General features: G+C 44.3%; 14 protein-coding genes. 11 read left to right on the forward strand and 3 right to left on the reverse strand.

Features of this window, described 5'->3' with window-relative positions:
- The first annotated feature begins 5 nt into the window (after positions 1 to 5).
- From rplD to J8M00_RS23825, 10 genes are all read left to right on the forward strand, one after another.
- Complete coding sequence (gene rplD, locus J8M00_RS23780) at positions 6 to 608, forward strand: 50S ribosomal protein L4 (RefSeq protein WP_023398458.1); 603 nt, start codon at positions 6 to 8, stop codon at positions 606 to 608.
- Positions 605 to 907 carry a 50S ribosomal protein L23 gene (gene rplW / locus J8M00_RS23785; RefSeq protein WP_023398457.1) on the forward strand — a complete coding sequence of 101 codons (303 nt, stop codon included), beginning with the start codon at positions 605 to 607 and terminating at the stop codon, positions 905 to 907. Before rplD ends, rplW begins: the two co-directional genes overlap by 4 nt.
- Positions 908 to 924: 17 nt before the next feature.
- Complete coding sequence (gene rplB, locus J8M00_RS23790; protein WP_023398456.1) at positions 925 to 1,749, forward strand: 50S ribosomal protein L2; 825 nt, start codon at positions 925 to 927, stop codon at positions 1,747 to 1,749.
- 16 nt (positions 1,750 to 1,765) lie between these two features.
- Positions 1,766 to 2,044: a 30S ribosomal protein S19 gene (gene rpsS, locus J8M00_RS23795; protein ID WP_010367084.1), complete on the forward strand. Its 279-nt coding sequence runs from the start codon at positions 1,766 to 1,768 to the stop codon at positions 2,042 to 2,044.
- A gap of 12 nt (positions 2,045 to 2,056) precedes the next feature.
- Complete coding sequence (gene rplV / locus J8M00_RS23800) at positions 2,057 to 2,389, forward strand: 50S ribosomal protein L22 (protein ID WP_010386167.1); 333 nt, start codon at positions 2,057 to 2,059, stop codon at positions 2,387 to 2,389.
- A gap of 12 nt (positions 2,390 to 2,401) precedes the next feature.
- Positions 2,402 to 3,103, forward strand: coding sequence for a 30S ribosomal protein S3 (gene rpsC / locus J8M00_RS23805; RefSeq protein ID WP_023398455.1), 702 nt, complete (start codon positions 2,402 to 2,404; stop codon positions 3,101 to 3,103).
- A gap of 13 nt (positions 3,104 to 3,116) precedes the next feature.
- Positions 3,117 to 3,530 (forward strand): 50S ribosomal protein L16, encoded by a 414-nt coding sequence (gene rplP / locus J8M00_RS23810; RefSeq protein ID WP_023398454.1) that lies wholly within the window; start codon positions 3,117 to 3,119, stop codon positions 3,528 to 3,530.
- Positions 3,530 to 3,721: a 50S ribosomal protein L29 gene (rpmC, locus tag J8M00_RS23815; protein ID WP_046358406.1), complete on the forward strand. Its 192-nt coding sequence runs from the start codon at positions 3,530 to 3,532 to the stop codon at positions 3,719 to 3,721. The genes rplP and rpmC overlap by 1 nt, the downstream gene beginning before the upstream one ends.
- The gene (rpsQ, locus tag J8M00_RS23820) at positions 3,721 to 3,978 is read left to right on the forward strand and encodes a 30S ribosomal protein S17 (protein ID WP_023398452.1); all 258 of its coding nucleotides are present in this window, start codon (positions 3,721 to 3,723) and stop codon (positions 3,976 to 3,978) included. The genes rpmC and rpsQ overlap by 1 nt, the downstream gene beginning before the upstream one ends.
- Positions 3,979 to 4,138: 160 nt before the next feature.
- Positions 4,139 to 4,828, forward strand: coding sequence for a hypothetical protein (locus J8M00_RS23825; protein WP_211012919.1), 690 nt, complete (start codon positions 4,139 to 4,141; stop codon positions 4,826 to 4,828).
- A gap of 239 nt (positions 4,829 to 5,067) precedes the next feature.
- Here the strand turns inward: J8M00_RS23825 and hemN are convergent, their stop codons facing one another.
- From hemN to J8M00_RS23840, 3 genes are all read right to left on the reverse strand, one after another.
- Entirely contained in the window at positions 5,068 to 6,438 is a 1,371-nt protein-coding gene (gene hemN, locus J8M00_RS23830; RefSeq protein ID WP_211012920.1) for an oxygen-independent coproporphyrinogen III oxidase, read from the reverse strand.
- Between the two features lie 122 nt (positions 6,439 to 6,560).
- Positions 6,561 to 8,492: a HAMP domain-containing methyl-accepting chemotaxis protein gene (locus J8M00_RS23835; protein WP_211012921.1), complete on the reverse strand. Its 1,932-nt coding sequence runs from the start codon at positions 8,490 to 8,492 to the stop codon at positions 6,561 to 6,563.
- 329 nt (positions 8,493 to 8,821) lie between these two features.
- Entirely contained in the window at positions 8,822 to 10,852 is a 2,031-nt protein-coding gene (locus J8M00_RS23840; RefSeq protein ID WP_211012922.1) for a methyl-accepting chemotaxis protein, read from the reverse strand.
- 255 nt (positions 10,853 to 11,107) lie between these two features.
- Here J8M00_RS23840 and J8M00_RS23845 point away from each other — a divergent pair, with 255 nt between their 5' ends.
- Positions 11,108 to 11,872: an NAD-dependent epimerase/dehydratase family protein gene (locus J8M00_RS23845; RefSeq protein WP_211012923.1), complete on the forward strand. Its 765-nt coding sequence runs from the start codon at positions 11,108 to 11,110 to the stop codon at positions 11,870 to 11,872.

Below are 11,872 nucleotides of genomic sequence, written 5' to 3' on the forward strand. Positions count from 1 at the left end.
TAGTGATGGAATTAGCAATTAAAGGCGCTGGTGCGCTTGAAGTTTCCGAAGCTACTTTTGGACGTGAGTTTAACGAAGCATTAGTACACCAAGTAGTTGTTGCTTACGCAGCAGGTGCTCGTCAAGGTACTAAAGCTCAGAAGACGCGTTCTGAAGTACGTGGTGGTGGTAAGAAACCATTCCGCCAAAAAGGTACTGGCCGTGCACGTGCTGGTACAATCCGCAGCCCAATCTGGCGCAGCGGTGGTGTGAGCTTTGCAGCTAAGCCGCAAGATCACAGCCAAAAAGTTAACCGTAAGATGTATCGCGGTGCGATCAAGAGCATCTTATCTGAACTAGTTCGTCAAGAGCGTCTTGTTGTTGTTGAAAACTTCGGTTTAGAAGCACCTAAGACTAAAGAGCTAGTAGCTAAGCTTAAAGAGCTTGAGCTGAAAGACGTATTAATCGTGACTGAAGAAGTAGATGAGAATCTATTCCTTTCATCTCGTAACCTGTACAAGGTTGATACTCGTGACGTAGCTGGCATCGACCCAGTAAGCCTAATCGCTTTCGATAAGGTTCTAATTACTGCAGGTGCTGTGAAGCAACTTGAGGAGTCATTAGCATGATCAGTGAAGAACGTCTTTTAAAAGTAATTCTTGCTCCACACATCTCTGAGAAAAGCACTATCTCTGCTGAAGCGAACAACACTATTGTGTTCAAAGTAGCAAAAGATGCAAACAAAGCTGAAGTTAAAGCAGCTGTTGAAAAGCTTTTTGAAGTAGAAGTAACTGGTGTTCGCACTCTAAATGTTAAGGGTAAAACAAAGCGTACAGGCATGCGTTTCGGCCGTCGTTCAGACTGGAAGAAAGCCTACGTTACTCTTAAAGAAGGCAGCGAGCTAGACTTTGTCGGCGGCGCCGAGTAATAAGGGGAGTTAGAATTATGGCACTTCAAAAGTGTAAACCAACTTCTGCGGGTCGTCGTCACGTCGTTAAAGTGGTTAACCCTGATCTACATAAGGGTAAGCCATACGCTCCGCTACTAGAGAAGAACTCTAAATCAGGTGGTCGTAACAACAACGGTCGTATCACGGTTCGTCACATCGGTGGTGGTCACAAGCATCACTATCGTGTAATCGACTTTAAACGCACTAAAGACGGCATTCCAGCTGTTGTTGAGCGTCTAGAGTATGATCCAAACCGTAGCGCAAACATCGCTCTTGTATTATATGCAGACGGTGAGCGTCGTTACATCATCGCACCTAAAGGTGTTAAAGCAGGTGATGCAATCCAGTCTGGTGTTGATGCACCAATCAAAGCTGGTAACACATTACCAATGCGTAACATCCCAGTAGGTACTACAGTACACAATGTTGAGCTTAAGCCTGGTAAAGGTGCTCAGATTGCACGTTCTGCTGGTGCATATGTACAGATCCTAGCGCGTGAAGGCCAGTACGTGACTCTACGTCTACGTTCAGGTGAAATGCGTAAAGTTGAAGCGGATTGTCGCGCAACTATCGGTGAAGTAGGTAACGCTGAACACATGCTACGTTCACTAGGTAAAGCTGGTGCTAACCGTTGGCGTGGTATCCGTCCTACAGTTCGTGGTGTTGCCATGAACCCGATTGACCACCCACACGGTGGTGGTGAAGGTCGTACATCTGGTGGTCGTCACCCTGTGTCTCCATGGGGTAAGCCTACTAAAGGTGCTAAGACACGTAAGAACAAGCGTACTGATAAATTTATCGTACGTCGTCGTACTAAGTAATAGTTGAGGAATTGCCATGCCACGTTCTCTCAAGAAGGGTCCATTCATTGACCTACACTTGCTGAAGAAGGTAGAGAAGGCGTTGGAAAGCGGTGACAAGAAGCCTATCAAGACTTGGAGCCGTCGTTCAATGATCATCCCTAACATGATCGGATTGACCATCGCTGTCCATAATGGTCGTCAGCACGTACCTGTATTCGTTACAGACGAAATGATCGGTCACAAACTAGGTGAATTTGCACCTACACGTACTTACCGCGGTCACGCTGCGGATAAGAAAGCTAAAAAGCGTTAATCGGAGGGTATGATGGAAGCATTAGCTAAACACAAATTCGCCTCTGGTTCGGCGCAAAAAGCACGTCTAGTTGCTGATCAGATCCGCGGACTTCCGGTTGATCGCGCGCTAGAAATCCTAGCGTATAGCCCAAAGAAAGCGGCTGTATTGGTTAAAAAAGTACTTGAGTCTGCTATCGCGAATGCGGAGCACAACGAAGGTGCTGACATTGATGAGCTTAAAGTGGCTAAAGTATTTGTAGACGAAGGTCCTACAATGAAGCGTATTATGCCACGTGCTAAAGGACGCGCAGACCGCATCCTTAAGCGTTCAAGCCACATCACTGTTGTGGTTTCAGATAGCTAGGAGATATAAGTAATGGGACAAAAAGTTCATCCTACTGGTATTCGCCTAGGTATCTCAAAGCCTTGGGTATCTACTTGGTACGCGAATACAAAAGATTTCTCTGAGCAGCTTTTTGGCGATCACAAAGTGCGTCAATACCTTACTAAGGAATTGAAAAACGCTTCTGTGTCTAAAATCGTTATCGAGCGTCCAGCTAAATCGATCCGTGTAACAATTCACACAGCTCGTCCTGGTGTTGTTATCGGTAAAAAAGGTGAAGATGTTGAAAAGCTTCGCCAAGCTGTAACTAAGCTTGCTGGTGTACCTGCACAAATCAACATTGCAGAAGTACGTAAGCCTGAGCTAGATGCACAATTAGTTGCTGACGGTATCTCTTCACAGCTAGAGCGTCGTGTTATGTTCCGTCGTGCTATGAAGCGCGCAGTTCAAAATGCAATGCGTCTAGGTGCTAAAGGTATCAAGGTTGAAGTTAGTGGTCGTCTAGGCGGCGCTGAAATCGCACGTTCTGAGTGGTACCGTGAAGGTCGTGTACCTCTACACACTCTACGTGCTGATATCGATTACGCTACTTCAGAAGCTTTGACTACTTACGGCATCATCGGTGTTAAAGTTTGGATCTTCAAAGGCGAAGTTATCGGTGGTCTTCCACTGAAACAAGAGCAAGAGAAGCCAGCTAAACGTGCACCGAAGAAAGCTAAGAAAAGTGCTAAGTAAGAGGTAGCGACTAATGTTACAGCCAAAACGTACAAAATTCCGCAAGGTACACAAAGGCCGCAACCGTGGTCTTGCTACTAGCGGTAACAAAGTTAGCTTCGGTTCTTTCGGCTTGAAAGCGACTGGCCGTGGCCGTATGACTGCTCGTCAAATCGAAGCAGCTCGTCGTGCTATGACGCGTCATATCAAGCGTCAAGGTAAAATCTGGATTCGTGTATTCCCAGATAAGCCAATTACAGAGAAACCGCTTGAAGTTCGTATGGGTAAAGGTAAAGGTTCTGTTGAATACTGGGTTGCTGAAATTCAGCCTGGTAAAGTACTTTACGAGATGGAAGGTGTTTCAGAAGAGCTTGCTCGTGAAGCATTCGACCTAGCTGCTCGTAAATTACCTTTCAAAACAACATTTGTAACTCGGACGGTAATGTAATGAAAGCTAGCGAATTAAAAGACAAAAGCGTAGAAGAGCTTAAAGCTGAACTTCTAGAGCTTCTTCGTGAGCAGTTCAACCTGCGCATGCAAGCGAGCACTGGTCAGCTAGCTCAAACTCACGAGCTGAGAAAAGTACGTCGCAGTATTGCGCGTGTTAAAACGGTTATTAACCAGAAGGCAGGTGCATAATGAGCGATAAGATCCGTACTCTTCAAGGTCGTGTAGTTAGCGACAAAATGGACAAGTCAATCGTTGTTGCTATCGAGCGTCAGGTTAAACACCCGATCTACGGTAAATTCATCAAGCGTACAACTAAGTTGCACGCACATGATGAGAACAACACAGCACTAGCAGGTGACGTCGTGACTATTCGCGAATGTGCGCCAATCTCTAAGAAAAAATCTTGGACGCTAGTTGACGTGATTGAACGTCCTAAGAAAGCTTAATTTTTAATTAAGTTTACTTATTAAAACCCCGGCCTTGGTCGGGGTTTTTGTTTTTTATGCCCACCTTATACCTCTGCTGATTCTCTTTATTTAGACTTTGAACTTTCATCGAAAAAGCCCCTCCAAGCACCAAAGGCAATAAATTAAAGGAAGATATGGAATGCGCTCTATACAGGTGGCTGTGCTGGGGTCGCTGACAATACATGGTGTAATTGGCTATATACTGTATTCAGTAACACCACCATTACCCATAGTAAATCAAGAAAAGTCACTCAAAGTATATGTGGTGTCAATGGATGAACTGCATCAACCTGCTGTCGAGGCCGTTGATACTCACTCAAGTGAAGATAAAGTAAGTGAACCCATATCAGATGAGCTGCCTAAAAGTTCTGAGGGCGAGCCTAAGTATAACGCTATTGAAAAATCTCCAGAGCATTCGGAAGCGGTGCAAGCGTATGAAGCGCTTCAACCAGAGAATAATCAAAATGTAAATGCTTTAAACAAAGTAAAAGTGTTCAAGTTTAACCCGCACAAAGGTCTTCAGCAGCTTCAACAGAAAGAGCAAGAGGCTTATTTTGGTTCCAAGCAATTTGATACACAGTCAGGCGCACCGATAGAGCGAATGAACACACCCCAAGCACACACTCAATTTTTTTCTGGAGAAACAGAAGAGATCTATCGTAGCCAAGGCAGGCGTCTAGTGAAATGGAAGGGTAAGTGTTATTTGTTTGAAGATACATCAGAGATGGCTCAAGCTGGACTCCCTTCATCTTCTGGTAGACCCTGCCCAGGTGAACTCTCAAATAACGAATCTCTGTTGAAACAATCCCTTGATAAATATCTAAAATGAGCAAAACGAGAAGGTTTAATATAAGCTAAGGTAACGTAAATAGTTCCGATAAGAGAGTACGCCAAGGTGGAATGAGAAAGGATTTTCAAACACAACACAGCAGACTGCCAGTAGCCTTGTTATGTTTTAGCCGAATAAAAGCAAGTGTGCGATGAATACTGTCAATTAAACAGATTAGTTTCTATCTAAATAGCAGAAGAGCAGTAAAGCCCGCACTGAGTAGGGCGGGCTGCGTTAGTCTAAATGACACGTGAAAAGCGGGTATTTTTAATCTGTTGTTGTAAGTAAGCGTCAAAACACATGCAGATGATCCGGATAAATAATGTGCCTTTGGCTGTCACTGTGATGGTGCTCTGATCGTTGATAACAAGGCCATCTTTTTCCAATGGCGCAAGTGCGATACATGCATGCTCAAAATACTCATCGAAATCGAGATTGAACTGCTCACTAATAGATGATTTGTCTAGTTCAAAATGGCAGATTAGCTGCTTTATAACTGCCGCTCGAATGAGGTCGTCTTGGGTCAGTGATATCCCTTTACAAATTGCATTACCTTGTTCTGAGACAGCATGATAATAGGGTCTTAACTCTTTCTCGTTTTGTAATATGGCATTGCCAATCTGCGAAATGGATGACACACCCAAGCCTAATAAATCACAGTTACCATGGGTGGTATACCCTTGAAAGTTTCGGTGCAATTGACCCTCGCGCTGTGCAATTGCTAGCTCATCATCGTGTTTTGCAAAATGGTCCATCCCAATGTATTGATATCCCGCGTGTGTCATACGTTCAAGAGTCGCCTTGAAGATCGTCAGTTTTTGATCTGGCGTTGGCATATCTTGCTCTTTGAGCTTTCGCTGGGCTGCAAATCTATCTGGCAGGTGAGCATAGTTAAAGAGAGAAACACGATCTGGTGCCAGATCGATTAGTTGCTCTATGGTTGCCTTATAAGTCTCCGGGGTTTGATGTGGCAAGCCGTATATCATGTCCATATTAATGGATTTAAAGCCCAGAGCGCGCGCTTGCTGCAAAACCGTGAGTACTTCGTCAAGTTGCTGCGGGCGATTAACAGCAGCTTGTACTTCGTCATTAAAGTCTTGAACACCAAATGATACGCGGTTGAACCCCATCTCTTTTAGCGACACTAACATGCCATCAGCCAGAGAGCGCGGGTCTATTTCAATGCTGCGTTGTGCAAGATGGGTAAATTCAAAGTGCTGCTCGAGGGCTGAAATGAGCCGCACCATTTGAGCTGCGGTTAAAAATGTCGGTGTACCACCACCTAGGTGTAGTTGCTCGACATGATAATCCTTAAACAATGGTGCTTGCGCCTCGATTTCTTGGACTAAATGATCAAGATAAACATCGGCTTTGGACTGGTGGCGGGTAATAATCTTATTGCAGCCACAGTAGTAACATAGCTGATGACAAAAGGGGATATGGATATACAGCGACAACGCACGGTTAGATGAATTGGCAATGGCGTTGGTCAATGCAGTTTGATCATATCCGGAGGTCAATGATAAAGCGGTGGGGTAAGAGGTATATCTTGGACCAGAAATATTATACTTCTGGATCAGGGAATCTTCCCAATGAGGTAGTTTAATCACGATCGCACTCAAAAAATATTACACTTGTTCAGTATAGGTGTTACTAAATTAGCAGAGTTTGATCTGACGCAATGGGGTGATTATTAGGCAATACAGAAGGCCTCGTATTGCCTAAAAGTGCGTTAAAGTTGGTAACGTTTGGCTGTGGCAGCGAGATCTTCGGCCAGTGTGGCGAGTACAGTAGCATCAGTGGACGCTTTTTCTGCGCCTTGCGCCGTTTCCTTTGCTGTCCCAGTGACATCGCGAACCCCTTGGGAGACCTGCTGTGTTACGGCATTTTGCTGTTCGGTGGCACTGGCTATTTGGATACTCATATCACGGATCGCGATGACTGAGTCTGATACTTGTTGCAAAGTTTGTCCTGCTTGGTGAATTTGATCAGCTGTGGTTTCAGCATTGTCGACATTACTTGCCATGAGTTCTACTGAGCGCTGTGCTTCTTGTTGAAGCCTAGAGATCATGGCTTGAATTTCTTCTGTACTTTGCTGCGTGCGACTTGCTAGGCTGCGTACCTCATCAGCCACTACCGCAAATCCGCGGCCTTGTTCTCCGGCTCTGGCCGCTTCAATGGCAGCATTGAGTGCAAGTAAGTTGGTTTGATCTGCAATGCCACGGATGACATCAAGGATAGATCCTACCGATTGAGTTTCTTCTGCAAGTTTTGAAATGGTTTGGCTGACATTGTCAATGTCTGCTTTTAATGTGGTGATTGAGGTTGTTGTTTGTGCAACGGCATTCAGCCCATGTTGCGAAGATTCTTCTGCGGCTGTCGCTGTATCCGCTGCAGATTGGGTGCTTTGGGTGATATTTGAAACGGTCTGAGCCATTTCATCCATTGCTCTATCGGTATTCTCTAACTGCGCCATTTGTTGCTCAGCACCTTGCATTGCCTGTGTCGTGATGGCACTCATATTGTGCGCTGTCGCAGTCAGCGTATCTGTGGACTGATGGATCTGTTCGATAAATGTCCGAAGATTCGACACCATTTCTGACATCGCTTGGTATATACCGCTATTGGTTTGGCTTTGATCGAAGTGAACAGTTAGGTCGCCTGTGGCAATCTTTCTTGCCATAGCTTCGATTTCTCGTGGTTCCCCGCCAATTGGTAGCTTGATAATTCGGCTAATAAACCAGCTAAAAAATACGCCACATACAATGATAAGCAATGCGAGTGTGATGACAATAAACTTGGCATTGGCGCTGGCTGCTTGCACTATTGGTCCTAACTCATCTTGTGATGCTTTGATATCTAACTTGATATTTTCAACTTGGGCTGCGACGTCTGGGCCAATTTTATCCAGTGACTGTGTTATTTCCGTATTACGTTTGATGATGACCTGATAAACCTCTTCTAGCCCAGCTTGATACGCTTCTAAGGGGGCTATAAACCGCTGATATTGACTTGTTTGAGATTGTTGCAATAGTTGTGTTGCTTGCGCGTTTAACGAATTTAGTGTGTCTTTCGCCACCTGGTAATCCCGCTCAGCATTGGCCACTAAAAACTGGTTTGTTGATAAACGGCCTTGTTGTAACAAGCTTCGTAGCGCACTGATTTTATTTACTTCCTCAATGGACTGCGCATTATCCATCATGGTGCGCAATTGATTGTCCAGCTCAGGTCCATGTTTATTCAAAGTACTGTTAACTATTTGGTGGCGACGCTCATATAAAGTGATAACTTGTCTAAAGCTGCGTTCATATCGTTCTATTTGTTTTTGGCTATCAGTGATGATGCTGAGTTGGGAGGTGTCAGAATATTGGGCTTGGGCTTTATCGAGCAGCGTTTCTAGTAGTTCTAATCGCTGGTCAAATTGGGCAATATTTGCATCGCTTTGATGCTTTAAGTATTTAATGGCTTGTAACCTTACCTCTAGTAAATTCGCCTGAATCCGTCCAGCCAAATTACTGTCTCTTGCTTTGGTACGGTATTCGACAAAATTATTGAATCCGCTGCTCAATCCCCAAAAAGCCGTAATAGAGAGTACGATTATCATCAATATCATTACGCCGAAGGCGCCGTTAAGTTGTTGGCTTAAACGCCAGTTTTTTATCATATAACACCCTACATGCTCGCACGAGCTATGAGTTTAATTGCATAAAGGTAAAAAATAGTTCTTTTAAATATACTGCTTTTCTAATATTTTATTATTAATTTGGCGAAAAAAAATACCCAAGTAAAGGCTTGTGAGTGAAATTGTTTGATTGTGATCAATAGTCACATCTAATTTCTTAGCTGCTGATAACTAATGATACTCGTTGCAATAGATGAGATAACAAGTTGTTTTTGCTTGCTAATTGAGCAAGTTTGAAGTGTTGCAATATGAGAAAAATTTAAGTGGTTTTGGTACGACACATGTTATGTCGTACCAAAACTTTTTGGAGATTAAAGTTTAAATTGATTTACTGTGGCATTAAGTGCTTTGGCTAAGTCATTTAAGTCTCTTGCCTCATCTGCTAATAGGTGCGCGTGGTTGGCAGTGCTATTCACGAGATCATTGATGGCGTTAAGGCTATTGTTGATGTCTTCAGCTACCACTGTCTGTTCTTCCGTAGAGGTTGCAATTTGATGACTCTGGTCCTGTACAGTATTAACCGAATCTGTGATATTGCGTAGTGCATCTAACACTTCTTGTGTCTGTTCCACAGAGCTTTGTGCACGTTCTTGACCTTGCTGCATCATGGTTGAGGCTTGTTGCGCAATTTGCTGCAGTCGTGAGATCATATTGCGAATATCATCTGTCGATTCCTGTGTTCTGCTGGCAAGACTTCTCACTTCATCGGCAACCACAGCAAAGCCTCGACCTTGTTCTCCGGCACGGGCAGCCTCAATCGCGGCGTTTAAGGCAAGTAAGTTGGTTTGCTCTGCAATGCCGTTAATGACATCAATAACAGCGCCAATATTACTGGTTTCTTGCTCTAGCCCTGCCACTACTTTTGCTGCGTCGCCAATGTGGCTAGCCAGTTCAGTCATCACTTCTTGTGCTTGACTAGAGCGCTGTGCGCCATCATTTGTCATGGATTGTACAAGATCTGAAGCGCGGTTCGTCTCATGGGCATTGCGAGAGATTTCGGTAACGGTTGCAGCCATCTCGGTCACCGCTGCTGAGACACTATCGACCTGTTCTTTTTCTTGCTGTATCTCGGCATTGGTATTGTTAGAGACATCACGCAGTTGAGCTGATGCACCACTTAATTGTTCGGCTTGCGCAGCGGTATCAATCATCATGGCACGTAACTTGTCGATAAAGGTGTTCATATGCATGGCCAATTGACCCACTTCATCCTGACTTGAAATATTGATACGACGCGTTAAGTCACCTTCACCCGATGCAATGTCACGCATTGTGTCAGTTAGGGTGATGATAGGGCGTGTGATCATTTGCGTGGCGAGTAAAATCATCGCGACAATGATAGATAAAATCACAATCACCGCAGTTACCGTGCTCATGACGGCCTCATTGACCGGCTCGTCAATGAGGCTTACCGGGATCAAAATACCAACATGCCAGTCAAGTACAGGGGTATCTAGTTTTACACTGTTGAACACCACGTAGTACTCTTGGCCCTGCAGGGTTACCGTAGCTGTGCCATCGTCCTGTCGGTCAATTAGGCGGGTTAATTCAGTAAAACCACTGGTATCTTGGAATTGTTGCTCAAGGCCTGCTAATCCTTCTTTACCTCGTGGCCCTGCGTCAGTTGTAGACAAATTATGGCCAGTACGCTTTGATAGATGAACGACTTTTAATTCATTATCTAGTAAAAAGCCGTAGCCTTCACCGTCGAACTGAATATCTTCGACCATGGCGCTAATTTTATTTATTTGTAAATCTACGCCGCCTACCGCGACTAATTCACCTTGCTTATTATAAATAGGTTGTTGTACGACGGCAGAGACATCCCCTGTGTTGATATCAACAGAGAGCGCACCGACATAGAGCTTGCCGTGGTTCAAAGCGTCTTGCCACCAAGGGCGTTTATAGGCGTAATAAGGGCGTCCATCGGCGAAATTGGACGTACGCTCATTTTCTTTGAAATATTCACCAGTTCTAGCAGAAGCCATGAAAGCAGAAAGAATGTTTTCATCGCTTTGGCTGATGCGCTGAAAGTCTTCATTTACTTCGCTGTAGCCTTTATCTCCTGTGAGGCTTTGTTCCCTAACAGAATAATTGTCAAACCAATTCACGTTGTGCGGATTGGTTACGAATGTGCCAACTACTTTGCCGTATTGGGCGAAAAAAGATTCCATAGACAACTTTTCAGAGTAAATATAACTCTGTGCTTCGCGCTCGATACCTTGACGCGATATTGTTGCGATATGATTAACAAAATAAGTAGAAGCCAGTATAAGTAGCACAGAGATTGTGCCGCCGATTAAGATGAGAATTTTTTTACGAAGAGATAAGTTTTCAAACATGACATATTCTTTTTATTGGGACAGCGCTAACATAATAAAACCATATCTCAATTGATAGATCTACCTAATTTACACGGAGTATGAGCAAGGTGAGACATGAGCATTTATCATATCGCTCCAACAAAAATAAAAAAATAGTAAAGAATCATCAAATTGCAGTTGCAAATTTATAACCTAAAGCTGAGGAAATGCCGATAGCGTTTTTCATCATGCTGTACTAACATTATGACCCATTATAGGTAAAATTAAGAAAATATGATGAATAATAAGTTGATCGTTTTAGGGGCTGGGTGGTTAGGCAATGCCCTAGCACACAGCGCTAAATCTTGCGGTTGGAGTGTCCAAGCGACGCGAAGGCAGGCTGATGTATCAGAGGATATTCAAGCGTTCTGTGTGACTGATACTAAACTTCATCATTCTCTTACGCTATCTGATGCGTATTGGGTGTGTGCCATTCCCCCGCGCATGCGCCAAAGCGACAGTCAATATTTAGAGACTTTAACGTGCGCACTTGAAGCGGCAAAATCAATGCAGGGCAAAGGGTTTTTACTGTGCTCATCAACAGCTGTGTATGGGACTGAAGCGGGTACTTATGATGAACATTCGCCACTGGCAGCACAAGATTCAAAACGGCAACAGATTTTACAAAACGCAGAGCAAATGGTGCTGGCACAACAAGGCAAAGTAATACGTTTGGCTGGCCTCGTCGGTCCAGGCAGAGAGCCGGGACGTTTTATTGCCGGTAAACATTTATCAAGCTCTTCCAATGCTACGGTCAATATGGTGCATCAACAAGATGTGGTAGAAGGGATCATGTGCATTTTGACAAATTGGCATACAGCTCAGTCAATTTACAATTTGTGCCATCCATCTCACCCGACCAAGCAGCAATACTATCAAAACCATTGTGAGGCCTATGGTAGTGAACTTCCCAACTTTGCCAGCGACGAGGTTGTGTCTAGAGTGATCGATGGCGCAGCGATCACTGAGCTGGGTTTTCAGTACCGCAATATGATTTGA

The sequence above is a fragment of the Pseudoalteromonas luteoviolacea genome (genome assembly GCF_018100925.1).
Classification (GTDB): Bacteria; Pseudomonadota; Gammaproteobacteria; order Enterobacterales; family Alteromonadaceae; genus Pseudoalteromonas; species Pseudoalteromonas obscura.

Coding starts and splice junctions, on each gene's coding strand:
- rplD (WP_023398458.1), top strand. CDS start 6: ATGGAATTAGCAATTAAAGGCGCTGGTGCGCTTGAAGTTTCCGAAGCT.
- rplW (WP_023398457.1), top strand. CDS start 605: ATGATCAGTGAAGAACGTCTTTTAAAAGTAATTCTTGCTCCACACATC.
- rplB (WP_023398456.1), top strand. CDS start 925: ATGGCACTTCAAAAGTGTAAACCAACTTCTGCGGGTCGTCGTCACGTC.
- rpsS (WP_010367084.1), top strand. CDS start 1,766: ATGCCACGTTCTCTCAAGAAGGGTCCATTCATTGACCTACACTTGCTG.
- rplV (WP_010386167.1), top strand. CDS start 2,057: ATGGAAGCATTAGCTAAACACAAATTCGCCTCTGGTTCGGCGCAAAAA.
- rpsC (WP_023398455.1), top strand. CDS start 2,402: ATGGGACAAAAAGTTCATCCTACTGGTATTCGCCTAGGTATCTCAAAG.
- rplP (WP_023398454.1), top strand. CDS start 3,117: ATGTTACAGCCAAAACGTACAAAATTCCGCAAGGTACACAAAGGCCGC.
- rpmC (WP_046358406.1), top strand. CDS start 3,530: ATGAAAGCTAGCGAATTAAAAGACAAAAGCGTAGAAGAGCTTAAAGCT.
- rpsQ (WP_023398452.1), top strand. CDS start 3,721: ATGAGCGATAAGATCCGTACTCTTCAAGGTCGTGTAGTTAGCGACAAA.
- J8M00_RS23825 (WP_211012919.1), top strand. CDS start 4,139: ATGCGCTCTATACAGGTGGCTGTGCTGGGGTCGCTGACAATACATGGT.
- J8M00_RS23835 (WP_211012921.1), bottom strand. CDS start 8,492: ATGATAAAAAACTGGCGTTTAAGCCAACAACTTAACGGCGCCTTCGGC.
- J8M00_RS23840 (WP_211012922.1), bottom strand. CDS start 10,852: ATGTTTGAAAACTTATCTCTTCGTAAAAAAATTCTCATCTTAATCGGC.
- J8M00_RS23845 (WP_211012923.1), top strand. CDS start 11,108: ATGATGAATAATAAGTTGATCGTTTTAGGGGCTGGGTGGTTAGGCAAT.